22 protein-coding genes and 1 riboswitch are annotated in these 25,387 nt (G+C 39.0%); of the genes, 8 read left to right on the top strand and 14 right to left on the bottom strand.

Translation table 11 applies throughout. From position 1 onward, the window contains the following. Positions 1 to 60 precede the first annotated feature (60 nt). The 3 genes from ACNHOZ_RS13035 (at position 61) to ACNHOZ_RS13025 (ending at position 2,955) form a co-directional block, all read left to right on the top strand. On the top strand, positions 61 to 1,368 hold the full coding sequence (locus ACNHOZ_RS13035; protein WP_028412095.1) for a homocysteine synthase: 1,308 nt from the start codon (positions 61 to 63) through the stop codon (positions 1,366 to 1,368). Between the two features lie 97 nt (positions 1,369 to 1,465). Beyond that, a complete protein-coding gene (locus ACNHOZ_RS13030; RefSeq protein WP_221833193.1) occupies positions 1,466 to 2,203 on the top strand; it encodes an ABC transporter ATP-binding protein in 738 nt (245 codons plus the stop codon). Next, positions 2,200 to 2,955 (top strand): ABC transporter permease, encoded by a 756-nt coding sequence (locus ACNHOZ_RS13025; RefSeq protein WP_028412093.1) that lies wholly within the window; start codon positions 2,200 to 2,202, stop codon positions 2,953 to 2,955. The genes ACNHOZ_RS13030 and ACNHOZ_RS13025 overlap by 4 nt, the downstream gene beginning before the upstream one ends. A gap of 31 nt (positions 2,956 to 2,986) precedes the next feature. On the opposite strand, the gene ACNHOZ_RS13020 is transcribed toward ACNHOZ_RS13025, so the two are convergent. The 7 genes from ACNHOZ_RS13020 to ACNHOZ_RS12990 form a co-directional block, all read right to left on the bottom strand. Next, positions 2,987 to 3,994 (bottom strand): aromatic ring-hydroxylating dioxygenase subunit alpha, encoded by a 1,008-nt coding sequence (locus tag ACNHOZ_RS13020; RefSeq protein WP_028412092.1) that lies wholly within the window; start codon positions 3,992 to 3,994, stop codon positions 2,987 to 2,989. 392 nt (positions 3,995 to 4,386) lie between these two features. Beyond that, a complete protein-coding gene (locus ACNHOZ_RS13015; RefSeq protein WP_221833195.1) occupies positions 4,387 to 4,830 on the bottom strand; it encodes a hypothetical protein in 444 nt (147 codons plus the stop codon). A 217-nt stretch (positions 4,831 to 5,047) separates the two neighbouring features. Then, the gene (gene ppc, locus ACNHOZ_RS13010) at positions 5,048 to 7,816 is read right to left on the bottom strand and encodes a phosphoenolpyruvate carboxylase (RefSeq protein ID WP_168760358.1); all 2,769 of its coding nucleotides are present in this window, start codon (positions 7,814 to 7,816) and stop codon (positions 5,048 to 5,050) included. Between the two features lie 394 nt (positions 7,817 to 8,210). Further along, positions 8,211 to 8,720: an acyl-CoA thioesterase gene (locus ACNHOZ_RS13005; protein ID WP_013055518.1), complete on the bottom strand. Its 510-nt coding sequence runs from the start codon at positions 8,718 to 8,720 to the stop codon at positions 8,211 to 8,213. A 191-nt stretch (positions 8,721 to 8,911) separates the two neighbouring features. Further along, positions 8,912 to 9,049 (bottom strand): hypothetical protein, encoded by a 138-nt coding sequence (locus ACNHOZ_RS13000; RefSeq protein ID WP_167387308.1) that lies wholly within the window; start codon positions 9,047 to 9,049, stop codon positions 8,912 to 8,914. A gap of 130 nt (positions 9,050 to 9,179) precedes the next feature. Beyond that, the gene (locus ACNHOZ_RS12995; protein ID WP_205689700.1) at positions 9,180 to 10,226 is read right to left on the bottom strand and encodes a DUF5105 domain-containing protein; all 1,047 of its coding nucleotides are present in this window, start codon (positions 10,224 to 10,226) and stop codon (positions 9,180 to 9,182) included. Between the two features lie 179 nt (positions 10,227 to 10,405). Then, the gene (locus tag ACNHOZ_RS12990; protein WP_028412286.1) at positions 10,406 to 12,001 is read right to left on the bottom strand and encodes an APC family permease; all 1,596 of its coding nucleotides are present in this window, start codon (positions 11,999 to 12,001) and stop codon (positions 10,406 to 10,408) included. A 56-nt stretch (positions 12,002 to 12,057) separates the two neighbouring features. Then, positions 12,058 to 12,136, bottom strand: a riboswitch (ZMP/ZTP riboswitch). A 386-nt stretch (positions 12,137 to 12,522) separates the two neighbouring features. Between ACNHOZ_RS12990 and ACNHOZ_RS12985 the strand changes: the two genes are divergently transcribed. From ACNHOZ_RS12985 to ACNHOZ_RS12975, 3 genes are all read left to right on the top strand, one after another. Continuing rightward, entirely contained in the window at positions 12,523 to 13,122 is a 600-nt protein-coding gene (locus ACNHOZ_RS12985; protein ID WP_080754378.1) for a cupin domain-containing protein, read from the top strand. Positions 13,123 to 13,477: 355 nt separating this feature from the next. Further along, positions 13,478 to 13,681, top strand: a complete 204-nt coding sequence (locus ACNHOZ_RS12980; RefSeq protein WP_033578104.1) for a DUF3311 domain-containing protein — start codon at positions 13,478 to 13,480, stop codon at positions 13,679 to 13,681. Beyond that, on the top strand, positions 13,681 to 15,180 hold the full coding sequence (locus ACNHOZ_RS12975; protein WP_028412288.1) for a sodium:solute symporter family protein: 1,500 nt from the start codon (positions 13,681 to 13,683) through the stop codon (positions 15,178 to 15,180). Before ACNHOZ_RS12980 ends, ACNHOZ_RS12975 begins: the two co-directional genes overlap by 1 nt. Before the next feature lie 30 nt (positions 15,181 to 15,210). On the opposite strand, the gene ACNHOZ_RS12970 is transcribed toward ACNHOZ_RS12975, so the two are convergent. Beyond that, positions 15,211 to 16,641 carry an alanine/glycine:cation symporter family protein gene (locus ACNHOZ_RS12970; protein WP_028412289.1) on the bottom strand — a complete coding sequence of 477 codons (1,431 nt, stop codon included), beginning with the start codon at positions 16,639 to 16,641 and terminating at the stop codon, positions 15,211 to 15,213. Between the two features lie 103 nt (positions 16,642 to 16,744). Continuing rightward, positions 16,745 to 17,734: a glutaminase gene (locus ACNHOZ_RS12965; RefSeq protein WP_028412290.1), complete on the bottom strand. Its 990-nt coding sequence runs from the start codon at positions 17,732 to 17,734 to the stop codon at positions 16,745 to 16,747. A gap of 266 nt (positions 17,735 to 18,000) precedes the next feature. Between ACNHOZ_RS12965 and ACNHOZ_RS12960 the strand changes: the two genes are divergently transcribed. Both ACNHOZ_RS12960 and ACNHOZ_RS12955 read left to right on the top strand, forming a co-directional pair. Then, on the top strand, positions 18,001 to 19,251 hold the full coding sequence (locus tag ACNHOZ_RS12960) for an ATP-binding protein (RefSeq protein WP_447697244.1): 1,251 nt from the start codon (positions 18,001 to 18,003) through the stop codon (positions 19,249 to 19,251). A 4-nt stretch (positions 19,252 to 19,255) separates the two neighbouring features. After that, positions 19,256 to 20,194 (top strand): response regulator, encoded by a 939-nt coding sequence (locus ACNHOZ_RS12955; protein WP_028412292.1) that lies wholly within the window; start codon positions 19,256 to 19,258, stop codon positions 20,192 to 20,194. Positions 20,195 to 20,233: 39 nt separating this feature from the next. On the opposite strand, the gene ACNHOZ_RS12950 is transcribed toward ACNHOZ_RS12955, so the two are convergent. From ACNHOZ_RS12950 to mdcA, 5 genes are read right to left on the bottom strand one after another with little or no spacing between them, the layout of a single operon-like run. Next, entirely contained in the window at positions 20,234 to 20,842 is a 609-nt protein-coding gene (locus tag ACNHOZ_RS12950) for a malonate decarboxylase holo-ACP synthase (RefSeq protein ID WP_028412293.1), read from the bottom strand. After that, on the bottom strand, positions 20,830 to 22,530 hold the full coding sequence (gene mdcD, locus ACNHOZ_RS12945) for a biotin-independent malonate decarboxylase subunit beta (protein WP_168760356.1): 1,701 nt from the start codon (positions 22,528 to 22,530) through the stop codon (positions 20,830 to 20,832). The genes ACNHOZ_RS12950 and mdcD overlap by 13 nt, the downstream gene beginning before the upstream one ends. After that, complete coding sequence (locus tag ACNHOZ_RS12940; protein WP_028412295.1) at positions 22,517 to 22,819, bottom strand: malonate decarboxylase subunit delta; 303 nt, start codon at positions 22,817 to 22,819, stop codon at positions 22,517 to 22,519. Before ACNHOZ_RS12940 ends, mdcD begins: the two co-directional genes overlap by 14 nt. A gap of 27 nt (positions 22,820 to 22,846) precedes the next feature. Further along, positions 22,847 to 23,704, bottom strand: a complete 858-nt coding sequence (locus tag ACNHOZ_RS12935; protein WP_048020057.1) for a triphosphoribosyl-dephospho-CoA synthase — start codon at positions 23,702 to 23,704, stop codon at positions 22,847 to 22,849. Positions 23,705 to 23,709: 5 nt separating this feature from the next. Further along, positions 23,710 to 25,362 carry a malonate decarboxylase subunit alpha gene (mdcA, locus tag ACNHOZ_RS12930; protein WP_048020056.1) on the bottom strand — a complete coding sequence of 551 codons (1,653 nt, stop codon included), beginning with the start codon at positions 25,360 to 25,362 and terminating at the stop codon, positions 23,710 to 23,712. Between the last annotated feature and the right edge of the window lie 25 nt (positions 25,363 to 25,387).

Here is a 25,387-nt window from a genome sequence, read left to right as displayed (position 1 = left end):
ATGATTAAAGTTTATTATTCCTATGTTTTTTATAAGTTTTATATCCAAGGAGGAGTTTCAATGTCTGCTAAGAAACCATTTCGTCCTGAAACACAAGCGATCCATTCTGGTCAACAGCTTGACCCAGCTACTTTTTCGCGTGCCGTACCTATTTATCAAACAAGCTCATTTGGATTTAAAGATACGGAGCATGCTGCGTCTTTATTTAATTTAAGTGAACAAGGCTATATCTACACTCGAATTGTAAACCCTACTACGGACGTTTTTGAACAGCGAATTGCTGAGTTAGAAGGCGGAGTTGGTGCTCTAGGAGTAGCTTCAGGTCAGTCGGCTACTACCTTTTCCATTTTGAATATCGCTTCCGCAGGAGATGAAATTGTATCAGCAAGCAGTTTATATGGGGGAACATATAACCTCTTTTCGTCTACGCTTCCTAAACTGGGCATTACCGTCAAATTTGTAAACGCCGATAATCCAGAAAATTTTAGAAGTGCAATCACTTCCAAAACAAAGGCAATTTATGCTGAATCCGTTGGAAATCCACAGGGAAATGTGCTAGACATCGAGGCAGTTGCAGACATTGCCCACGAACATGGAATTCCTCTTATTATTGATAATACCGTTCCAAGCCCTTACCTTCTTCGCCCCATCGATTTTGGAGCAGATATTGTCGTTCATTCTGCTACTAAGTTTCTTGGAGGGCATGGAACAGCAATTGGCGGTGTTATCGTAGACAGTGGAAAATTTAATTGGGAAGCGAGCGGAAAATTTCCAGACTTAACAACTCCAGATCCAAGTTATCATGGCCTCGTATACACAGAAGCTGCCGGTGAAGCTGCTTATATTACAAAAGCGCGCGTTCAGCTTTTACGAGATATTGGAGCTGCTTTATCACCTTTTAATTCCTTTTTACTTCTTCAAGGAGTAGAAACACTCCATCTGCGATTAGAGCGTCACAGCGAAAACGCATTAAAGGTAGCGAAATTTTTAGAGCAGCATGAATTAGTAGAATGGGTAAATTATGCGGGGCTTCCTTCCCACCCTTCCTATTCTTTGGCACAAAAATACCTGCCTAAAGGACAAGGAGCCATTTTAACATTCGGAGTAAGAGGAGGAAAAAACGCAGCGGCTAAGTTAATTGATTCAGTTCAGTTATTTTCTCATTTAGCCAATATTGGCGACTCTAAATCACTCATTATTCACCCGGCAAGCACCACTCATCAACAGCTATCTGAAGACGAACAAAAAGCTTCGGGTGTGACGCCAGAACTCATTCGTCTGTCGGTTGGAACAGAAGCAATCGACGACCTTCTTGAAGATTTAGATTATGCCTTAAAAGCCAGCCAAAAAGTGAATACAACTGTTTAAAAGCTGTGGTTTTTCACAGCTTTTTTTATATCGCCCAATAACTTTTTATACTTTCGCTTATGCTACAATAAACAAAACGAATGAAAAAGGAGTTACTATGAACACGTTCAATTCAATACCTGCCATTACATTTACAGACGTTCATAAAACATTTAAAGATAAAGAACATAGTGTTTTAAAAGGCATATCGGGTACAGTGATGCAAGGCTCGCTCATCATGATGGTAGGACCATCAGGATCCGGAAAAAGCACCCTTCTTTCCATGTGCAATTTACTTTCTGCACCTGATGAAGGAAGTATTGAAGTATATGGAAAAGACATTAGCAAATGGAATATTTCTGATTTGCGAAAAAAAGTGGGCATCGCTTTTCAATCAGTTCCTGTTATTGATGGAACAGTGCGAGATAATATGATGCTTGTTCAAAAGCTGCACGGCAAACAGGATATTATGCCTGAAGAACTCTGTGCCTTAACCGGTCTTTCCCCTGACTTGTTAGAGCAGGATGCAAGAGATTTATCCGGTGGTCAAAGACAAAGGTTATCATTAGCGCGCACGCTGTCGAACGGATCGGATCTTTTGCTGTTAGACGAAATCACTTCCGCTTTGGATGCCACTTCTGCTCATGAAATTGAACAGCTGATTTCTCATTTACATAAAGAGCAGAATAAAACGATTATTTGGGTTACCCATAATTTAGAACAAGCCAAACGTTTAGGAGAGGAAGTCTGGCTTTTAATGAACGGAGTGATTGTAGAAAAAGCGAAGACGGAGACCTTTTTTCATGCTCCTGTAAAAGCTGAGACAAAACAATTTATTGAAGGAGCCTTTCTATGAGTTCACTTTCACTGATTTTTACCATCGTTTTTGTTTTTATTGCTCTTTTTTTATCAAAATCTTTTCGTATAGGACTCGAGAAAGATATAATCATTGCCAGTATTCGAGCAGCCGTTCAGCTGTTAGTGATCGGATATGTTTTATCTTTTATTTTTGACGCGAATCACCCAGCTTTTATGATTCTCATTTTATTCGTGATGCTGACGGTCGCTTCCCAAAATGTTGTAAAGAAAAAAAAGCAGGGATTTAAAGCTTTCTTTCGTGTATTTGTCACTCTTTTTATTGTAGAAATCCTGACCCAAAGCGTTATGCTGGGCCTACATATTATCCCTGCTACTCCGCGATATGTCATTCCTGTCAGCGGTATGATTATTGGAAATTCGATGATTTTGGCCAATTTATTTTTAAATCGGTTAGACGCTGAAGTAAATAGAAGGCGAGACGAAATTCAATTGATTCTGGCGCTTGGCGGAACTCCTAAACAAGCTATTCATAGTATTTTAAATGCCGCAATCAAAGCTAGCATGATTCCTACTGTAGAAAGCCAAAAAACAATTGGACTCGTTCAGCTTCCCGGCATGATGACAGGCCAGATTATTGGAGGGGCAGATCCGATACAAGCAGTCAAATTCCAGCTGCTCATCGTTTTTACTATCCTAGCGTCTGCTACGCTTTCCTGCGTCATCTTAAGCCGCTTAACATATCCTACCCTTTTTAATAGCTATCAGCAGCTTATCCGTGAACATACATAAAAAAGAAGAAAGGAGACTCCTTTCTTCTTTTTTATTGAGCAGCTTTTTTTAATCTTGTTCCTACGTCACTTCCAAAGGTCACTCCTAAATCACCGAGCCATCTTCTATAGGCAATACTCAGTCGGTCCGGATTCAAATGAAGCTCTGCTTGTAAGTCGAGCGGCAGCTCTTCGGGTTTTTGACTTTCTACAATGCTCGTATCTTGTTCAATAATAAGCTGCTGAAAATCACGGAAATATTGATCAGGTGCATCAAACGAATAGTTTCTAGAAACCAATGCAAACACAGTCGACTTTCTTTCCTCTTCAGGTAAAACCGCAAACAGCATCGAAAAGATTTCACCCGTTTCATAGTTCACTTTTTTCAACCTTGCAACGGCAGGACGAAGAATTTCAAAAGTATAATAAATAGTCGCAAAGTTACCCGTACCATCTGCATCTGCGTACACAGCGATTTCGTCAGAAATGTATCGGTTATCTTTCCAATGTACCTTATAATCAGGAATTTCGGCGTAATCCGAGTGTCCAAGGCTTCCTTCGTGAACAAAAGCCAAATGGCTTACATCTAGAAAGTTTTCTACGACACGAGGAGCTGCTGCCTGCAGAGTATGAGGGTTGGCGCAAACCGTTTTAAATCCGGAGTTAAGGTATTCGTCATACTGAGGAAGAGGAATATCACTTGCCTCGCTGTTCATCTTCACCCATATAATCCCATACTTTTCAACGCAATCATATACCTGTGCTTTTGCTTTTGAAGGAATCGCTCTTCCCGGCGGCTGTTGAGGAATTTTCACACAAGCCCCGGCACCATCGTATTTCCATCCGTGATAAGGGCACACAATGCAATCATCTACTACTTTCCCAAGAGATAACGCTGCACCGCGATGGATGCACAAATCTTTAAATGCTTTAATGGCATTAGTTGTGCGAAACAGCGCAACTCGCTCTTCTAAAATCGTTACTTGCAAGGGCTGATCTGTTAAATCATGTGAATAAGCTGCAGGCAGCCATTCCTTAGCCAATACTAAATCTTTAATCATCTGCATCGCCTCCGTACGATAAGTGAATTTATTTCTTGTTTATAAAAAAAACCGCAGAAATAGAAGGAGTTCTTCTAATTCCGCAGCTTTTTCGTTCCGTAAAACAGACTATAAGCGCGCGAAGATTCTACATAATTGCAGATAGAGCGACCTTAGCACTTCATCTACAATAACAATACGTATTCATCGCTATTTTTTTAATCTCAATACATAACCCTTGCATATTGAATAAAAAGCGGCCAGCCGCTAAAAGCTTTTCTGTCCACTGATTTCTCTTATTTTTACTTTATCAATTTCCCACTGAAAAATCTCTTGCTTTGTAAGCATCTCTCACATAATTTTTTCGGTTAAACGAATAAAAGCTGCGGTTTTTAAAACCGCAGCTTTCTTTATCATGAGCTCATATAACTGGCTGTATATTTTTTCGTCTGTTTTTGTATTTCTTGATTTAAATGTTTGAAAAATGAGAGCGTTTCTTCATAATCCGTCGCTTTTTCATGAAACTTCAATGTAAGATTTTCTTCAAACAACGTTTCTCCTTGATGACCGACCGCTTTTAGCTGAACATCTGTAACAATACCTTGCAAAATCGAACATAATAAATAATTAAAGCAATGAACCGGAACGATATGCATCAGATGGAAATCATCAATAGTTCTATCACTTTTTGTTTTCTTAAATTCCACAGTGAGTTCTTCCGGATGAATAAACACATTTATATGCTGTTTGGACAAACAAGTAGGATTCATTTTTTGTGTATACTCACAAAATTCCAGTCCAATAAATACAGAATTCTCGGAGTCAGCTTCAATGAAGATTTGCGAATTTTTTACCATTATCCTCGTCCTCCATATTCAATCTAGTTACCCCACCACTAGCACTTGTTTGTAGAATATTACCAGTTCTTCTCTATTTTATCACTGATTTTTCTCAGTGCCTATTTAACAGACGGAAGTTCTCTTTAAAAGAGAAGGAACTGACAGGCAGTTCTTTATGTGAGAAGAATGAACAAAAGACACCTCTTTTGTTTTATTGAGGTGTCTTTTGGTATCATCAGCCTGTGTTACGCAATCCTGCTGCAATGCCGTTAATCGTTAATAATGCTTCTTTTAAAAGTTCTTCATTTAACGTTTCAGCCTCATCTTCACGCAGCTTGGAAATAACCTTAACTTGCAAGAAGGTTAGAGGGTCCACATACGGATTTCGTAATTTAATAGATTCTTTAATCGTAGGAAGATGATCCATTAATTCTTTTTGCCCCGTGATTTGAAGAATCATTTCTTTCGTAACATTATACTCTTTTTTAATAGCGGTAAAAATCCTCTCTGAAATAACCGGATCTTGTACCATTTCTGTGTATTCTTTTGCTGCCATTAAATCTGCTTTTGTTAAAGCCATTTGCAGGTTATCGACGGTCGAGCGGAAAAATGGCCATTCTTTATACATTTGCTGAAGAAGCTGTATATCTCCGGATTTCTCTACTAAATGCTGTAAGCCCGTACCTGCAGCGTACCAGGCTGGAAGCAGCTGTCTGCTTTGCGTCCATGCAAATACCCATGGAATTGCTCGCAAGTCTTCAAAGCGATCACTTCCTTTTCGACTCATTGGACGTGACCCAATATTTAAAGCCCCGAGCTCAGGAAGAGGTGTAGCTTGTTTAAAGTAGGTTAAAAAGTCTGGATCGTTGAAAACAAGCTCTTGATACTTACGTAACGAAGCAGTTGAAATCTCGTCCATTGTTTCTTCCCATTCATGTGTACGAATATCACATTGTTCAGCTTCTTGAGAAACATTTGCTGCCGCTGTAAGAAGAGCTGAGACCGCTTGTTCAAGGCTTCGGTAAGCAATGTCATATAAAGAGTATCTAGAAGAAAGAACTTCTCCTTGCTCTGTAATTTTAACACCGTCTCCTAGCGTCTCAACAGGCTGAGATAAAATGCTTCGGTTTAACGGGCCTCCTCCTCGGCCTAGTGAGCCGCCTCGGCCATGGAAAAACTTCAGACGAACTTGATACTTCCTCGCCATATCGTGAATTTCCTGCTGCGCTTTGTAGAGCTTCCAATTAGCGGTAAGCGTTCCGCCATCTTTGCTTCCATCTGAGTAGCCAAGCATGATTTCCTGCAAATCCTTCTGTTTTCTTAAGTGCTCTCGATAAAAATCTAATTGAAATAGCTGTTCCATAATCTTAGGACCTGCTGTGAGATCATCGATCGTTTCAAGCAGCGGGGCTATATTTAACTTGCTTTCAATGCGGCCATCTGCATGAAGGCGGTAAATACCCGCTTCTTTGGCAAGTACCATGACTTCTAACAAATCACTTGCAGACTGCGTCATACTGATTAAGTAGACTTCAATAGATCTTTCTCCAAATTCTTTATGTGCTCGATGTATCATGTTAAATACTTCAATTACTTGCTGCGTTTCTTTAGAGTAATTCTCTACAAACGATAGCACAGGTCTTGGGTCTTGAAGAACTTTCCCTAGCAGCTCAACTTTTTTCTCTTCTGTTAACGCTGAATAATCTTCAGCTAAAGAAACAGCATGGAAAATTTCTTTGATTGCCGCTTCGTGTTCTCCGCTGTGATTACGGATATCAAGCGTTGCTAAATGAAATCCAAACAGCTCAACTTGGCGAATTAATTTACACAAGCTTTTCAGCTGATAATCTTGAGGCTGATGCTTTTGCAAGCTATCTTTGATGAGAAACAAATCTTGTAAAAGTTCTTCCGACCTTTGATAACCTGCTTCCGACTCTCCAACTAAATTTAATTTATGAAGCATAATCGTAAGCTTGCAGCGATATACTTCGTGTTTGATTCTCCATCGCTTTTTCTCAGGCAGCAGCGATATTTCTTGATTAATAGAATCAAGAAGATTATCTGAAACTGCGACTCTTTTTGTAGACTGACTTAACCTTTGTCTCAATTGAGTAAGCGACTCTTTATATTTACGAATAGCTAACTTCCTTTGTTTGACAAGCGTTTGCCACGTTACTTTAGGAGTTACGTTTGGATTTCCATCTCGGTCTCCGCCAATCCATGAACCAAATCGAAGAATATTAGGCACTTTCCAATTTTCTTCGGGGTAATTCTCCTGCAATGAATTTTCCAATTCCTGATGAAGTTGAGGAAGCACTTCAAATAACGTTTCATCAAAATAATATAATCCATTGGATACTTCATCCATTACGGTTGGCTTGCGATCTCGCAGTTCATTTGTTTGCCATAAAATTAACACTTCGCTAAACAGTCTTTCTTCAATTTCTGTACGTTCACGTTTTGTTAACGTTGGATTATCCAAGTTTTTCAGAAGCTCAGCCATTCGTTTATGAATATCAAGGACACTTCGTCTAGTGGCTTCTGTTGGATGTGCCGTGATGATAAGCTCAAGTGATAAAGTTTGAAGCAAATTAGCAATTACATCTGGCGCCACGCCATTATTTTTAAGCGAAACAACGGCGCTTTCCAATGAACCCGGCTGCATAATAGAATCTTCTTGCTGCTGATATTCCCGTCTGCGACGAATTCGATGATTTTGCTCTGCAATATTAACTAAATGAAAATAAACGGCAAACGCCCGAATAACCTGCGCGCGCATCGGCTGTTCAAGAGTAACGATTTCATTTTTTATTTCTTTATAGATGACTTCATCTTTGTTTTCTCTAAGTGATTTTGCCACTTCGCGTATTTTTTCTACTTTGTTGAGCAGTTCTTCTCCACCTTGGTGAACCAGAACTTTCCCTAACAATTGACCGAGAAATTTTACATCACGGCGCAGGGCAGTGCTGCTGTTTTGTCTTTCTGCTGCTTCTACTGTTACCATTAGACACGACACCTTTCTTTATAAATGTTGTACTTTTTAAACTTTTTAGAAAATTATATTAAATTCATATTACCATGAACGAAAATAAATTTCATATAATTTTGTTTCCTCCTCTCGATTAGGAGGAAAGATTCATCAAATATAAAAAAGAGGATGAGGCATAACAAAATGAATCCAATCCTAAGACGAACAAATGGGATACATAAGCTGAACCGCTTGTGACACCGCAGTTGATTGGAAGACTTCACCTCTCCTTTCAATCAACTGCTAGAAAGAACGAAACAGCTGAAACCTACGTTCACCATAACAAAAAAAAACGAACCACTAATCAAACGTGCTGATCAGTGGTTCGTTTTTCACTTGAGCTAAAATACTTTTCAGCCTCTCTTTTATGCTACCAAGGTTGTCCTAAATCCAACACTGAGGCTAGTTCATTGCTTTTTTTACGCACTTGTTTACGTGTGGCAGCACGATCTGCCCCCGTTTGAAACAGATATTTTTCTTCTTCTGTTTCTGGAATAAGCTCCGGTACTGCGCGGGGCTTTCCATCATCATCCATTGCCACAAAAGTTAAAAATGATGTAGCTGCAATTTGACGCTCCCCGGTTTTTAAATTTTCTTTAATCACTTTCACAAACACTTCCATGGATGAACGACCTGTCCATGATACGTATGACTCCAAACATACAGAATCCTGAGGCGTAATAGGGTGCAGAAAGTGAATAGAGTCTGCTGAAGCCGTCACACACTCTGTACGACTGTGACGATAAGCTGAAATGGACGCAATCATATCAATATCACTCATTAATTTTCCGCCAAATAAAGTATTGTGATTATTAATATCATTAGGGAAAATGCGGCTCGTTCGAACGGCCTTTGTATCTTTACAATAATTTGCTTTCATTAGTAAGAACCTCCATTGATGCCTATCATAATAAGAATAAAAGAATGAATGAACCTATACTAGCATATTTCGATAAATTTAGCTTTACAAAAAACTCGTTGATTTATTTACAGAAAACAAAAAAGAGGTTGAGACATAACGAAATAAATCCAATTGAAAGACGAACAAATGAGATACATGAGCTGTACTGCTTATGACACCGCAATTGATTTCCGTGCAAGGCTTCGCTTTCCGCGGGCGGGCGCTGAGCCTCCTCGTCGCTTACGCTCCTGCGGGGTCTCACCTGTTCCGCTTTTCCCGCAGGAGTCTTCGCCTTGCCCTCCAATCAACTGCTAGAAGGAACGAAACAAATAAAACGATATGCACCATCGCAAAAAAACGAACCACTCATCAAACAGATTGATGAATGGTTCGTTTTTTACTTGGGCTCAACTATTTTTGTCCTAGCCTCTTTTTTGTCTATCGAATGTAGCTTGATCCAAACGTTTTACCTAAAGAGTCACTGTATAGGTCACTTGACTTCACAGTCCATTTCCCATCTTCTTTCACCATAAAAATTCGTAGCGGACGACTTCCTTCTTTCGTTTCTAATTCATTTACAATATCTTTGAATTTAGAAGCCGCAAACTCTTCAGAGTGTTTTGTATCGTAATCTTTTGTTTCATCTGTATATGCTCTCTTAAGCTGCGATACGTATGAATATAAGTCTGATAAATTAACAGTAGTGTACTCCACTTCTACTACAGCTTTATTATTTGCATTGGCAATCACATTTGTCTTTACGCTTGCTTTTTCTTTCAAAACATCTTTATACATGTTAAAAAAATCTTTTTTTGCTTTATCGGTTAAACTATTAGAAAACGCACCTTTTAATTCCTCATTAAACGCTTTTTTCTGTTCTTCTATGACAGCTGTTTTGTCCGCTGTTACATATTTATCATAATCTACATTTTCTTTGTTTAAGTAAAGAACTTCCGTGTAAGCTTGCAGAGCTTTTTCTGGGTCTTGTAGCTTATTATAGCTTTTCGCGTATTTCTTCGTATCCAGTGTTAATGTTACTTCGTCAATTTCTTCATCATAATCAGATGATTTTGGCTGAAGCCCAATTTTGTACTTTTTATCTTTTTTGACTTCAAAGACGAACATTAATTTTTTTTGCTTCCCAGCGCCAATCTTGTCAGATGAACTGCTTTCTAGTCCAAGTTCCCTACTGTTCACTCCCGTTTTTGGAGATAATTGTTCATCTCCTTCATATAAATACACACCGTCGTAATCCGATAAAGATATACTGTTTTTGGATACATTTTTCACTTTTAAATCAACTTTCAACAGCCCCTTTTCTTCACTTGTAGCTCCTTCATCACTATCTACTAAAATATAAGAAGCGCTGTCAATAGATGCTTCAATCGCCTTATTTTTAGCCGAAGTGGATCCTCCCGTTTCCTTAGAACTGTTACAAGCCGCTAATACTAGCATAAGTACAAAAACCAAAGCCAAAACATTCATTTTTTTCACAGCTGCCCAATCCCCTTTATTTTGTTTTTTTAGAACTTTATCCCAAATAAAGGTTCCCTCTGTGTAAATCCTTAAACCTTAAAATCTATGTTTTTTACAATATTTTGATAAAAACTAAGTCTAAATTCTCCATTTATCTAAATAAAAACACGAGCACCGGCTCGTGTTTTTTATTTAGATTTAAAATTTTCTTGATTGATTTGTTCAGCTTCTTTCATATATCGGTTAGATTTGCCACTTTTAATTCCCCAGTAATAAAAGGCTAATGATACGCAAGCAATCACTAGCATATCCCATCCGAAAGGTAAAATATTTTTGCCTCCGAATTTTTCGCTTCCTATGTAGGAAATAAAAATCATGCACGCTAAATAGATAAGCATCCAAGCCCCGGTTAAAAATTCTTTTTTAAAGCCCACCCATTTATTTTTCGCTTGGTAATAAAAATAAACTGGCAGGCCAATTGCCATAATAAAAATCACTTCACCTGTAAGTGGCCACCTTGCCCAGTAAAGCGTCAAAGAAGCAAAAACGAAGCCGCATGGCGCAATAACTGATGCCCCTTTTAAATAAAATGGACGGTAAAAGTGTGAAGCCGTTTTTCTTAATGTTATAAGCGCTACAGGTCCCATAATATAGGAGATAAGCGTCGCTACTGAGATCACTTCTGCTAAGACACCCCATCCTCTAAATAAAAAGAGAAACAAAAAGCAGGCTGCTAAATTTAGCCACATAGCTGGGCGCGGGACATTGTAAAGTGGATGAAGAGTACCAAATATCTTTGGCAAATATCCATTTTGCTGCATCCCGTATAACATTCTAGAAGTCGTTGCCGTATATGTAGCACCTGTGCCGGAAGGAGAAACAAATGCATCTGCGTATAACACGATTGTTAGCCAGTTAATTCCAAGCGCAATCGCTAAATCAGCAAAAGGAGAATTAAAATTCAAATGATTCCATCCATCCGCAATTGATGACGGACTTACTGCTCCGATAAAAACAATTTGTAATATAATGTATACAATTCCAGCAATAAAAATTGAACCAATTACAGCTACCGGAATCGATTTATTAGGTGACTTTGCTTCTCCTGCCATATTTACAGGACTTTGAAAACCATTAAATGCAAACACGATACCTGATGTTGCCACTGCCGTTAAAACACTCGCCCATCCGTAAGGTGCTACCCCATGCTCACTTGAAAAGTTCCCGCTATGAAAACCAGCAAAAAATAAAGCCCCTGCCGTTAAACCAGGAATAATTAATTTAACAATCGTAATAAATGAGTTTGCTTTAGCAAAGAGATTTACCGTCCAATAGTTCACAAAAAAGTAAATGAATAATAACAGAGACGCAACTGCCAACCCCTTGGACGTTAAAATGCCATTGTCTACTAATTCATGAGTCCAGCGAGCCCATTTCCACGGCCAAGTACTCATATATTGCACAGATGCAATAGCCTCCACTGTTATCGTTGAAGCGATTGAAATCCAGTTAGCCCAAGCAGCCAAAAATCCAATAAATGATCCGTGTGAATACTGAGGATATTTAACCATCCCCCCTGCTTGCGGAAACATCGCGCCCAGTTCAGCGTACGATAGGGCAATGGTCAAAATAACTACCATTCCAATAACCCATGAAAAAATAGCCGCGGGTCCTGCAATTTGAGCTGCTTTCCATGCTCCAAACAGCCATCCTGAACCGATAATCGAACCTATGCCTGTCATGGTTAAAGCAAATGTTCCCATCTTCCTTTGCATATTGCTCATCCAAATCTACTCCTCTTCCCTAGGAAAATAAAAAAAACACTTGCGAAATTTTCTCAAGTGTTTGCCCAGGCGCGCGGCTTATACGCTATATGCTCCCCCATGGTCATCCATGTTGCGCCAGTCACATATAGGAATATATTTTTTATCAGTATATAACATTCATTACTATTACTCAATACACAAAAATGTTTACATTACTTTTACAAAAGTAATTAATTATTCGTAAAATTCCGAATAAATCTTCTTAAAATCTCTTCCTAATTACAAAAAACAACTAAAACTCTAACCTTGCTTATTATTTGATTCTTTTACTTCACGAGCATATCATCTTCTAAAAATTATATTAATATATATTATTCATTTACAAAATACGAATTAACATCTATATATCCATAGAATTCTTGCACTAGCCCCTTTACTTATATACAATATGAAGAAAAGATACTAAAGTAAACTGCCCACCACTTAGCTACGCTTGAAGTGGGAGACTTCTTTTGGGAAAACGTTAACACCTACATATCATGCACTTCGCAACGAATGAAGTACTTCGAGCAAACTTCTCTGTTTACGCAAGCAAAAAACAGGGAAAATTACGAAAAAAGATTGTTAGAGGGATGCTTATGAATTATGCAAATGTAAAAGTTCTTTATTTTGATGACGACGGAACCATTCCAAATCACCCTCGTCTTCCAGTTTTGTTGTATGAACACGTATTTATTAGTAAGAAAGAGAAAGTAGAGAGCATTTTTAATTCTCACAACTGGAAAAACAGCTGGGTAGGCGGCATATATGATTTTCACCATTACCACAGCAATTCTCATGAAGCACTAGGTGTAATTAGCGGATCTGCACGCTTAAAACTAGGTGGACATATGGGAGAAAATATCGTGGTGCATGCTGGGGATGTACTCGTACTCCCTGCAGGTACAGGACATATGCGTCTGCAGTCAACTGCTGATTTTAAAGTGGTTGGAGCTTATCCAGAGGGCATGGATTACAACTTACGAACAGGAAAACAAACGGATCGCCCTCACGTATTTGATGAAATTGCACAAGTACCTATTCCTACAACAGATCCTGTTTATGGCGACAAAGGACCATTGACAGAGTGGTGGAACTAGACAAGCACTTATTGTCTAGTTTTTTTATTTGCTCGTTTTTATAGCTTCCATAAATCTATATTTGAACATACAAATTCTTTTTCTTTAATGCAATAGCAATATACTTTATCTCATCGAGAAAACTACCTTTCTTCTTTTCCGTTCTTTTTTTGTTTCAAAGGCAACTGCGCTTAGGTTCTCCCCTGCTTTTTCTTCCCTAATCATTTCAAATATCTTCTTCTCATACCCTTTTTTTGTTTTTCTAAAAAAATTTTCGTAATTTATAACGAAATTTTCAAAAAACTTATTGCTTTACTATGTCAGACTTGCTATCATAGTGAACATTGTTAGATAAATTTTAGAGGAGGAGTAAAAATTGAACAGAAAATTCATAATATTTATTTTATTCATCATTCCGTTTATTGCTCAATTCGCTTTTTTACCTTTTGTAAATAACATTCATCCAATTATTTTTGGATTACCTATTTTGCATTTATGGTTATTTTTATGGGTCTTCTTAACGCCTGTGTGTACATTTATCATTTATCGTTTACAAAAATCTTGGGGGGACATTGAATAATGCAAGGAAATTTAACCGCACTTTTAATCACATCAGCAATTGTTCTTGTCGTTATCGCCATTGGCTTTATAGCAGGACGTGACAAATCATCTAGAAGCTCCGTTGAAGAGTGGGCTGTAGGGGGAAGACGTTTTGGAAGCCTGCTCGTCTGGCTTTTAGTAGGAGCAGATTTATATACTGCTTATACATTCCTAGGTCTTACAAGTACAGCTTATCAAGGAGGAAGCATCGCATTTTTTGCCATTCCTTACTCTGTTTTAGCCTTTTTAATTTCATACTTTTTTCTTCCAAAACTTTGGACTGTTGCTAAAAAGCACAAACTTACTACACTTGCTGATTATGCTAGAGAACGTTTTAGCAGTAAATTTCTCTCCTCTTTAATTGCCATAGTAGGTGTATTGATGCTTATTCCATATATTGATCTTCAGCTTAGCGGTATTCAAGATACTCTTCGCGTTGCAGGAACTGGCTACATTAATGTAAAAGCTGTCGTTATTCTTTCATTCTTTCTTGTGGCTCTTTATACTTTTTTCAGCGGAATTAAAGGTCCCACTTATACGGCAATTATTAAAGATATTTTGGTATGGGCGATTATGTTATTTATGGTTGTTTCTCTGCCAATTATGCATTTTGGAAGCTGGGGCAACATGATTGACAATGTTGCAAAGGATGCACCTCAGCTATTAACGATCCCAACACAAGGACCTAAGGGCATTCCATGGTTTATTACAGCATCACTCGTATCTGCTTTAGCTTTATTCATGTGGGCCCACGCTGCTACAGGTGTTTTCACTGCTAAAAGTGCAGATTCGCTTCGTAAAAATGCTGTCTTCTTACCTCTTTACAATATTGTTTTAATTCTAGTCATCTTCTTAGGGTTTATTGCTTATCAAGTATTACCTCAAGATACAACGGATCCTAGATTAGCATTATTAACCTTGATTCAATATTCATATGGTGGCATTGGCCAAGGGTTAGCTTATGCAACGATTGCTCTTGCTTCATTAATTCCATGTTCTATCATGGCGATCGGAGCGTCTAACTTATTTGCAAATAATATATTTAGAGATTTAATTAATCCAAATGTACAGGGTAAAACATTAACAATGGTTACTCGTTCTATGGTTTTTGTTGTTATTGGACTGGCACTTTTATTCGGTTTATTATTCCCACAAGCACTTGTTTCCCTACAGTTACTAGGGGTATCCGGCATGGTACAAATCTTCCCGGCTATTGTTATCAGCCTGTTTTGGAGAAATCAATCGAAAGAAAGTACGATTGCTGGATTAGTAGTAGGGCTGGTTGTAACGTTTACCGTTCATGCCACAGGAAATTCATTTGGCCTTTATGAAGGGTTCTGGGGATTATTATCTAACCTACTCGTAGTTTTTATTTTAAATCCAATCTTTGCTGCAAAAACCAAAGCAGCAACAAATGGCGTGAAAGAAACATTATTTTCTAAAGGCACTACGCAAACTGAATTAAAGAAAAACGCATAAAAAAAGTTCAGCCAACTGGCTGAACTTTTTTTAGATAATATTCTCTTTTTCAGAAGGGGATGAAGTCGATTCTCTTTCCCAACATTCAATATTCTGATTGTTTTCTAATGCATCTTTATAAAAGACTGGATTTTTCCCTTCCTTTTTCTGCTGAGTATAGTCATGCAAGGCAGAAAACGCCACTTTCGATAATAGAAAAATAGCAATTAAGTTCACCACTACCATCATCCCCATAAATAAGTCTGCCAGATTCCATACAAGCTGAAGCTGAGCAACCGACCCAAAAATAACCATCGCTAAAACGCCTACACGATAAGACCAAAGCCACATCTTATTTGAATTTAAAAATTCAATATTCGTTTCTCCATAATAATAATTGCCAATTAACGTACTAAAAGCAAATAGAAATACCATGATAGCTAAAAATCCTGATGCCCAAGAACCGATATGTGTACTAAGAGAAGCTTGCGTTAATTCAATGCCGCTTAGTCCCTGCTTATAGGCGGGAGATAAGAGAACGATAAATGCTGTGCTTGTACAAATCACGAGCGTGTCCGTCAAGACACCAAATGCTTGGATAAGACCTTGTTTAACTGGGTGACTCGTCACTGCAGTTGCCGCCGCGTTGGGAGCACTTCCCATCCCTGCTTCATTGGAAAACAGTCCGCGCTTTACTCCGTTGATTAACGTTGCACCAATTGATCCCCCAAGCGCCTGTTCAAATCCAAATGCATTTTTCACAATTAGAGATAGAACAGCAGGCATTTGATCAATATTTTTAAAGATGATGAACAGAGCCATTCCAATGTATAAAACGGCTAATACGACAACGATGTATTCCGATATCTTAGCGATGCGTTTGATCCCGCCAAAAATAATTATCGCAAATATAACTGTCATAATAATCCCAATCAATAAGCGGCTCGTTCCGAAAGAGTTCTCAAATGCCAGCGTAATCGTATTAGATTGCACAGCGTTAAACACCAGGCCAAATGACAGTGTAATGAGTACAGCAAATAGCCCGCCCATCCATCTTTTATTTAACCCTTTTTCCATATAGTAAGCGGGTCCTCCTCGAAATCCGTTTGACCCTTTTACCTTATAGATTTGAGCGAGTGTACTTTCTACAAAACTTGATACTGAACCGATAATGGCAATAATCCACATCCAAAATACAGCACCCGGGCCACCAAGAGCAATAGCAATCGCTATACCGGTAATATTTCCTGTTCCTACTCGAGCTGCCATGCTTATGCAGAAAGCTTGAAACGGGGAGACTCCCCCATCTTTAGCCGCTCGTCCTTCTTTCAAAACAAGTACCATTTCTTTCAACATGCGAAACTGCAAAAAACGAGAGCGGATCGTAAAATAAATACCGATTGATACAAGTAAAATAATTAATAAATTCGACCAAAAAAAATCATTGATGACACTAATTACACTTTCGATTGCTTGTTGCACGCCTATCACCTCATTAAAAAATTTGGTAGAACAAATGCAAAACATGAAAGTTTTTTCTCTTGGTGTTTATATTATTGAAGCGAATGAATAGTACGTAAATAGACTAAAAAATACTCAAATCCCATTCTTTTGCGATTTTTTTTAGCAGCGTAACGCCTTTTACGCTATTCCCGTACTCATCAATAGCTGGACTGTAAATTCCGATACCGCATCCGTCTGGAAATGGAGACTGCTTTTTCGTATTAGGTGGCACCAATGACATGATTCCTCCTGATACACCGCTTTTAGCTGGCATACCAACAAATGCCGCAAATTTTCCTGAGGCATTATACATACCGCATGTAAGCATAAGCGCTTTTGTTAATTTAGCTACTTCTTTTGGAATTACTTGTTTGTGAAACACTGGATGATATCCGTCTAATGACAGAATTAATCCGATCAGCGCAATATCTTCAGTCGTTACTTCAATTGAGCACTGCTTTAAGTAAACCTCTAGAACTTCTTCTACTTCTCCTTGTAAGTAGTTTGTTTCTTTTAAATAGTAGGCAAGCGCACGATTTCGATGAGACGTTTGCCATTCTGATTCAAAGACGGTTTCATTAATCAGTGGTGTTTTCCCAGTAAGCATTGTTATTACATCAAACAAATAGCTTAGTTTTTCTTTTGCCGTCTCTCCAGATAAAAGAGATGAAACCGTTAAAGCACCGGCATTAATCATAGGATTGAACGGCTTTCCTGGTTTATGCATTTCCAGTCTTATAATAGAATTAAATGCATCTCCAGTTGGCTCTACATCTACTCTCTCTAGTACGTAGGGAATGCCGCAGCATAAGCAAGCTGCTATAAAGCTAATGACTTTAGAAATACTTTGAAGAGTAAATACCGCTTCATAATCCCCAGACTGGATAACCGTTCCGTCAGCACCAATCAAACAAATACCTAATTGAGACGAGTCCATATCTTTCAGAGCGGGGATATAATCAGCCGTTTTTCCTTCTGACGAAAATTCTTTTATTTGCTCTACCCACTCGTGTAACTGCTCTTTTGCAGTGACCTGTAAGTAAGACATTTCCTGTTCAATTTCTCTTTTCATTAAAATCACCTCATCACTTCATTAACTTTTTATTTTAAAGCGCTTTCATAAAGCGGGATTTCATTTTCGTTTTTAATGTACAATGCAACCTACGAGAGCATACAAAAACCTACAAAACTTTTTGGAATTATATTTTTATCTTTGGTACTCTTCTCCATTGTGCTGGACGCTGTCACAATGTATACTAATTCACGAATCACTTCAGGAGGTGTAATTATCTGAATTTTAAATCTTTCATTCGAAAAGATCCGTACATTTTATTGCTCATGCTCATTACTGTTCCGCTGGCGGGAGAGCTAAAATTTTATCCGTTAAATGAAACATTTCGAATTACATTTGGAGCTCCTACATTTTTCTTTTTCCTATTGCTTTTAAAACGGAAAACCGTTTTATCTGGCGGCTTGTTAACCGCTTTCAGCATCGTTCTCTTTCGCATCATGCTCGATTATATCACGCTCGATCATTTTCAATTTGCGGCTTCTGCACATACGCATTACCCTACGTTTTTCTTTTACTTTACGTATGCACTTTTATTTTTTATTTTTAAAGTAAGCCGCATGAACTATAGTGCTATTGTGATTGGATTAATTGGACTCATCATTGAAATAGCTGCTGATATAGTCGAACTAACTGCGCAGTATATCGTTTTGCACACAACCATTCATATCGATTCATTATCCGACATGGCCGTTATTGCTTTTGCTCACAGCTTCATTGTACTTAGCTTTTTTAATATGATGACAATTTATGAATCACAGTCACGAGAACGTCAAATTCGCAAACAAAATGAGCACATGCTAATGCTTATTACAAGCCTTTATGAAGAAACCGTTCATTTAAAAAAGACCCTTCATAATACAGAAGTGATTACAAAAGCCTCGTACGATTTATACCGTGTATTACATCAGCAGGAAAAAGATCATTCTGTGCTTAACCAATCGCTCAGTAAAAAAGCGCTTCGGATTGCCGGAGATATTCACGAAGTAAAAAAAGACAACCAGCGTATTTTTGCGGGCTTATCTAAAACAATTTCAAATGAAAGTTTCCAAAATTATATGAAAGCAGAGGAATTAATCGAGCTGATCGTACGCATCAACAAAAAATATGCCGATTCTCTTCACAAACAAATTAGCTTTTTTTCCTCTGTCACCGGGGAACATTTCAGCTACCACGTTTACACAATTTTATCGATCATTAATAACTTGGTAGCAAACGCAGTGGAGGCGATTAAAGATGAGGGAATGATTGTTTTATCCGTACATAGACAAGCTGAATTTGTAGAATTTCATGTACAAGATGATGGTCCTGGCGTGCCTTTGAAGTACGAAAAAGCTATTTTTGAACCTGGTTTCACCTCAAAATACGATCAATTTGGAAATCCCTCTACTGGAATTGGCCTTTCTTACGTAAGAGATATTGTTCAAGAACTTGGAGGTACGATTGAAGCTAAACAAGGAGATAAAGGGATGATTTTTATCATTCAAATACCTCTTTGTAGTCTAATTCAGAAAGGATGAGTTTATGCGATTTTGTATTACAGATGATGATTCAGCCATTCGTTCAACGCTCAGTCAGCTGATTGAAGATGAGGATTTAGGAGAAGTTGTAGAAGAAGTCGTAGACGGCAGCTTTTTAGATGCCTCTACGTTAAATTTAAAGCAAATTGATATTTTATTTATTGATTTACTTATGCCAGGACGAGATGGAATCGAAACGATCCGTCATTTAAAAGATTCATTTAAAGGAAAAATGATTATGATTTCACAGGTAGAGTCCAAAGAATTAATAGGAGAAGCCTATTCATTAGGAATTGAATACTATATTACAAAACCAATTAATCGAATTGAAATTTTAACGGTTATTCGAAAAGTAATTGAACGAATCTCTCTTGAGAAATCAATCGATGATATTAAAACCTCCTTGAATAGTTTAGCGACAGCCCATCACGCTCCTCCTTCAAGCCAGCCGATAACGAAACAAGCCCATCTATACGATGTAGGGAAATTCTTATTAGCCGAATTAGGTATTGTAGGAGAAAATGGTGCAAAAGATTTACTGGATATTTTACAGTTTCTGTACACTTATGACCAAAGAGAAAGTGTGGAAAAACATTTCCCTTCTCTAAAAAATATTTTTGTGAATGTCGCTGAGAAAAAATTGGGAGCTCACGCGTCTTCTATTGAAATTAATCGTGAAACCAAGGCTTGTGAACAGCGAATAAGACGAGCAGTTACTCACTCACTGAATCACTTTGCTTCTATTGGATTAACAGATTTTTCAAATCCAAAGTTTGAAAATTATGCTTCTAAGTTTTTTGACTTTACAGCCGTTCGTAAAAAAATGAAAGAACTGCAGGGAGATTCTAAAATTTTGCCGATTCGCATTAACACCAAAAAGTTTATTCAAATATTTTTTCTTGAAGCCAAGCGTTTGTTAAGCCAAGAAAAAAGCTGGTATTGACATAAAAGACGGAAAAGGTGCAAATCCCTCATCCGTCTTTTATGCTAATTGATTCAGTTTTACTAAGGCAGGACCATATACAGTACGCAGAAGCAGCGTCTCTTCGCCTTTTGCGTATTCCGCTAGAGAAAAGGCTCCTTTTTCTGTTTCTACCTGTACATCTACAGAAACTGGGCATCTCTTTAGCTTACTGACTATCATTTCCGCTTGTTTCACCGACAAATAAGAAGAAAGGCGAATAAGTACATCTAAATCACTGGTTGTCGTGACAACTTCTTCACCGCTTGCAAGCTCGAACCCTACACTGCCGGTTGGTCCCCACGCAAATTTTTCAAAAATAATAGCCACCTCTTCCAAAGCGCGTATAGCTGGCATGTTTCTAGACTGGGCGTTTTGAAAAAATGAAACGAGATTTTCCGGCCTAATTGTTTGTTTAATGGCCTCCTCAGATAAAAAAGCACCAAAACGCTGATTCCTTCGTTCTCCTCTTACTCCAATAGGTATCAGTTTATCTCGGTGAACAGCACGCCTTACCACTACAAATGGAGCCTTGGCTAATGAATATTCCACCCACTCGGGGATAGGTGTATAACTGATAAGCTTTGCTTCCTCTTTTAACTGAAGCAAATCATGAGCTATATATTCCATTGTTTTTCCAACTCACCTCTTACCCATAAAGAAGCTTTTCGCCCTTCCTTTCTTGCTTGCTCACTGTGCAGCCGGCTACTTAAATCGTATACACCTTCACAGCGAACATCTTCTACTGCTCCAATTAAAATATCTTGAATCATTTGAACGTCGCGCTCTGTGGGCTGCTCTGCTTTAATACCGCTAACCAGCTCATATAAAGCGCCAAGTGAAGCAAATGATTTAATATCATAAGCCATGGACGGGACTTTCTTTGAAGCTTCCTCAAGTTCTTTTATACTTCTTTTAGTAATGCGCGCTGCCGACTGTTTGGACATGGCGTGAACATTCACTCCTTCGTCTTTTAAAGCCAAAATTCGATTCGATTGGTATCCATGAGCCAAAAATGCTCCTGAAATTGCTTTTCCGACAATTAACGTAATAACCGGATGACCTGCTAAGCGCGCTGCTGTATAAGCATCAGCTGCAGCAGCGCAAGCATAGTGAATACCTAGAAGTTCTTCATGATAGCCATACGCTTGACTCGGTACGTCCACAATGGCAATTATAGGGCGCGGAGATTGATTTCGATCTTCTTGTATTACTTCACGAACGTGCTTAGCAATTGCCCATCCTTCATCTAGTCCTACTTCCCCTTTTCGTGCACGTAAGAAACGATTATAAGGATTAGGTACAACCGATATATATCGGACCTTTTCTCTTCCTAGCAGTGCGTCTTTATAAAGAACGGAAGGAATTTCAAAATCTGCTTCTTCATCATTTATTAAAGCGTTAATCCACACGCGACCGCGGCTGTTAGGCATGCTACCTGGAACTTCGTTCAACGAGTAAGAGACTGCTGAAGGGATATGTTCATTTTTTGTTGCTTTATACAATTCTTGAAATTGATAAGGAGCCATTTTTTCTGAAGGATCAACCTTGCTAAGCAAATGCCTATAAAAATCTACTTGTTCTGTTTTACTAGCTACTTTTTCTTTTTTTTGAAACGTCTCTTGAACCGCTCGTTGAATAGCAGTAACATCATCCTGTGCTAATGTATCTGCAAACCCCGTTTCATAGCGTTGAATACCGCCAATCGTTTTCCAGATTAAGCTTCGGTCTCTTGCATCAAACTCTTCAACCCCCGCTTCTTGTTCGATCACTTCCGGGCCGTTAAGACCAAACCTTGCTTCTTTTGTCATAATGAGATAACTAAAGAGTGAAGCAGTGATAGACATTCCTCCAAAGCAGCCTACATTTCCTGAAATAACTCCGACAACAGGTGTATGCTCACGCAGAGCAACTACCGCTGAGCCAATTTCAGATATCGACAAAAGTCCATAATTCGCTTCTTGCAGCCTTACCCCTCCTGTATCGAATAGAAAAACAGGTCTAACAGGAACACCTTTTTTGTGATTATTAAGAGCTAATTCTAAAGCTCCTGCAATTTTAGCTCCCGATACTTCACCAATGCCTCCCCCTTGAAATCCTCCTTCTATTGAAATGACAACTGCTGGCTCCCCTGCTATTAGCCCACTTGCTATGATGACACCATCATCGCTTTGAGGAACAATATTTTGCTTAGGTAAATGAGGCGACTCGATCCCGTCAAAAGGGCCGAGCAGCTCACGAAATGTACCTTGATCTAAGATTGCCTGCGCTCGTTCTCTTCCATTTAACTCAATAAAGCTTTGATTATTCACTCCCATTTTCACTCACCTCCAAAGCTTGTGCAAGACGCAAAGCGACTACACCGGGCGTAGCACCGAAATCATTAATTACAATTTTCGCTTGAATCATATGAGCACTAAAAAACCGATCTAATACGGCTTTCCAGGTTTCACTAAACCCTTCACTTCCTGTTCGTACTGATACGTGAGCATGTTCTTCATCAGAAGGAACCATTAAGATTTCTAAATCCCCTGAACCAACAACGCCTACATGTGCGCGCTGAGTTAACTTTCGATCGGCTTTGTATTTAAACACTAACGTTTCCATTAGCCACTCACTCCTCCCTGCAGACGTTTATGATTCTTTAAAAAGAGATATTCGATCTAAAAATAATACAGCAGCCAGCAAATCTGCACTTCCACCTGGAGAAGCGTTAGATGATAGAAGAATGTGATCTAACGCTTCCAGCCGCTGTTTTCCTATTGATGTAGATACCCCTCCAACTTCTAACACATTGGATGCCGCCATTTTAACCTCCTCTAACACAACTGGACCAGCACGATGCAAAATACACGTATCATCAAGATTGGCTATTAGTGTTACTAAAGTATCAATCCGCGCTGATGTTTCATGTATGCCTAGCTTGCGAGCCTTATGTAAAGCAGGCAAGCCTATATGAATCACGTGAGGAAATCCTTGCTTCGCCTCTCCAGCCGCTCCTTTTGCTCCATACTTTTTTTTCACACGAAGTCCATTAGATGAATGCAGAGTACAAAAGCGATCTGCATAACGAGCAATTTTCCCTGCAGCTTCTGTGATGGATGCAGGTGATGCTTGAATACCGCAAACCGCTGTTGCAGAAGCAAGGAGACCTAATGCCCAAATAGCTCCCTTGTGTGTATTGACACCATCCGTAGCCGCGTACATAATTTGTTCACCTTCGCGTCCAATTCGAGCAATTTCTTCCCTTAGCATCTGACTTGGCTGCTTTCCTTGACTATATAATGCAATCTGTGAGAAGGTCGGTTGTAAAGCATAAGCAGAGGCTAGCAGCGTCTCAATATTCATATCTTGATGAGATCCAGTTGTTGCTGCATCTACAAGCCCCGGCTTAGGTGTAAGTACCGCTTCATCAACCAAAGCGGTAACTGCCATTTTAGCTATCAGGCATGAAGAAAACACAGTTGTTTTTGGCTCTTCTTGAATACGCATATTTTTTACCAGCTCCTAAATTTAGCAGGCGGATTATATAAACCATCTGACCATTCTACTAAATCTTCTACACTTTTCGCCGCTAACAGCGAACGCTTTGCTTCCGTACGGCGAATCTGTAAATCTTCCGGAAATGCCACTAAGCCATCTCTGCGCATTCTTTCCACTTTATTTTGGTTGTGCCGTAACCCTATAGGCGTTACCCCCGCTACTGCTTCAAGCGCTGCTTTTCTTTCTTCCAAGCTTTGTGCTTTATATAAATAAGCAATTCCTTCTTCAGTCACGACATGTGTCACATCATCCCCGTAAATCATGACAGGAGCAGTAGCTAAGTTTGCTTGTTTAGCTACATTTACCGCATCCAAAGACTCAACGAAAACAGGCTCATTTCCTGATTGAAAGGTTTCAACCATTTGTACAACTAGCTTTCTGCCTCTTGCTAATTCATGCTTATCGTTCATCATATCCAACCAAGCAGGCGTAGAATGCCGTCGGCCTCTAGGGTCATGCCCCATGTTAGGCGCTCCGCCAAACCCTGATAAACGTCCAGATGTGACGGTAGAAGAATTTCCTTCTCCATCTATTTGCAAAGTTGATCCCACGAAAGCATCTACCGCATATTGACCAGCCACTTGACACATCGCACGGTTTGAGCGCAGGCTGCCATCGCGTCCTGTAAAAAATACATCTGGACGGGCTGCTGTGTATTGTTCCATTCCTACTTCTCCGCCAAAGCAGTGTACGCTCTCAATCCATCCGCTTTCAATAGCCGGAATTAACGTAGGGTGAGGGTTCAGAGCCCAGTTCTTGCATATTTTACCTTTCAGCCCTAACTTTTCTCCATAAGTAGGCAGCAAAAGCTCAATTGCAGCTGTATTAAAGCCAATGCCATGATTTAATGATTGTACGCTGTGGCGCTCATAGATACCTCGAATCGTCATCATAGCCATTAGAATTTGGAGCTCTGTAATATGACGAGGATCTCGGGTAAATAAAGCTTCCAATTGATAAGGCTGATTGGCCACGACGATACAATCAATCCAAGAAGCCGGAATATCAACTCGCGGAAGTTCTTCAACAAGTTCATTTACCTGCACAATGACAATTCCGTCCTTAAACGCTGTTGCTTCGATAATCGTCGGCGTTTCTTCCGTATTTGCTCCTGTATATAAGTTACCTTGTGCATCCGCTTTATCGGCAGCCACTAATGCAATATTGGGAATTAAATCAATGAAAAGGCGTCCGTAAAGCTCTAGATATGTATGAATTTCTCCCATTTTCAACGTGCCATCTTCAATCATTTGAGATACGCGAAGACTTTGAGCACCAGCGTACGAAAAATCAATTTTTTCAGCAATTCCTTTCTCAAATATGTCGAGGTGTTCCGGGCGTGAAATACTAGACATAATCATATGAAGACCGTTTATTTTATCAGCGCTTACTTCATTCAGCGCCTTTGATAAAAAAGATGCTTGCTTTTGATTGTCTCCTTCAAGCACTACTTTATCTCCGGGTGATATAAGCAATTCTAACGCTTCAATAATGTGTTCATTATCCAATAACTTTCCTTTAAGAAGTTGGTCTATTTTCGCAAGGCGAGCTGCTTTTTGATCTCGGCGGGTTGTCCATGATTTTGAAGTTTTTTTTATTCCACTCATGTTCTAGCTCCTTTCTTCTACTCCT

Source organism: Priestia sp. D51, from assembly GCF_053345675.1.
This window is presented reverse-complemented; position numbering and strand designations above follow the sequence as displayed.

Excerpts from the sequence above, each read along its gene's own strand:
- ACNHOZ_RS12995 (WP_205689700.1), bottom strand. The coding sequence starts at position 10,226 with ATGAATGTTTTGGCTTTGGTTTTTGTACTTATGCTAGTATTAGCGGCT.
- ACNHOZ_RS13025 (WP_028412093.1), top strand. The coding sequence starts at position 2,200 with ATGAGTTCACTTTCACTGATTTTTACCATCGTTTTTGTTTTTATTGCT.
- mdcD (WP_168760356.1), bottom strand. The coding sequence starts at position 22,530 with ATGGGAGTGAATAATCAAAGCTTTATTGAGTTAAATGGAAGAGAACGA.
- mdcA (WP_048020056.1), bottom strand. The coding sequence starts at position 25,362 with ATGAGTGGAATAAAAAAAACTTCAAAATCATGGACAACCCGCCGAGAT.
- ACNHOZ_RS13030 (WP_221833193.1), top strand. The coding sequence starts at position 1,466 with ATGAACACGTTCAATTCAATACCTGCCATTACATTTACAGACGTTCAT.
- ppc (WP_168760358.1), bottom strand. The coding sequence starts at position 7,816 with ATGGTAACAGTAGAAGCAGCAGAAAGACAAAACAGCAGCACTGCCCTG.
- ACNHOZ_RS12975 (WP_028412288.1), top strand. The coding sequence starts at position 13,681 with ATGCAAGGAAATTTAACCGCACTTTTAATCACATCAGCAATTGTTCTT.
- ACNHOZ_RS12950 (WP_028412293.1), bottom strand. The coding sequence starts at position 20,842 with ATGGAATATATAGCTCATGATTTGCTTCAGTTAAAAGAGGAAGCAAAG.
- ACNHOZ_RS13020 (WP_028412092.1), bottom strand. The coding sequence starts at position 3,994 with ATGATTAAAGATTTAGTATTGGCTAAGGAATGGCTGCCTGCAGCTTAT.
- ACNHOZ_RS12935 (WP_048020057.1), bottom strand. The coding sequence starts at position 23,704 with ATGCGTATTCAAGAAGAGCCAAAAACAACTGTGTTTTCTTCATGCCTG.
- ACNHOZ_RS13005 (WP_013055518.1), bottom strand. The coding sequence starts at position 8,720 with ATGAAAGCAAATTATTGTAAAGATACAAAGGCCGTTCGAACGAGCCGC.
- ACNHOZ_RS13035 (WP_028412095.1), top strand. The coding sequence starts at position 61 with ATGTCTGCTAAGAAACCATTTCGTCCTGAAACACAAGCGATCCATTCT.
- ACNHOZ_RS12940 (WP_028412295.1), bottom strand. The coding sequence starts at position 22,819 with ATGGAAACGTTAGTGTTTAAATACAAAGCCGATCGAAAGTTAACTCAG.
- ACNHOZ_RS12990 (WP_028412286.1), bottom strand. The coding sequence starts at position 12,001 with ATGAGCAATATGCAAAGGAAGATGGGAACATTTGCTTTAACCATGACA.
- ACNHOZ_RS12955 (WP_028412292.1), top strand. The coding sequence starts at position 19,256 with ATGCGATTTTGTATTACAGATGATGATTCAGCCATTCGTTCAACGCTC.
- ACNHOZ_RS12960 (WP_447697244.1), top strand. The coding sequence starts at position 18,001 with ATGCTCATTACTGTTCCGCTGGCGGGAGAGCTAAAATTTTATCCGTTA.
- ACNHOZ_RS13015 (WP_221833195.1), bottom strand. The coding sequence starts at position 4,830 with ATGGTAAAAAATTCGCAAATCTTCATTGAAGCTGACTCCGAGAATTCT.
- ACNHOZ_RS12985 (WP_080754378.1), top strand. The coding sequence starts at position 12,523 with ATGCACTTCGCAACGAATGAAGTACTTCGAGCAAACTTCTCTGTTTAC.
- ACNHOZ_RS12965 (WP_028412290.1), bottom strand. The coding sequence starts at position 17,734 with ATGAAAAGAGAAATTGAACAGGAAATGTCTTACTTACAGGTCACTGCA.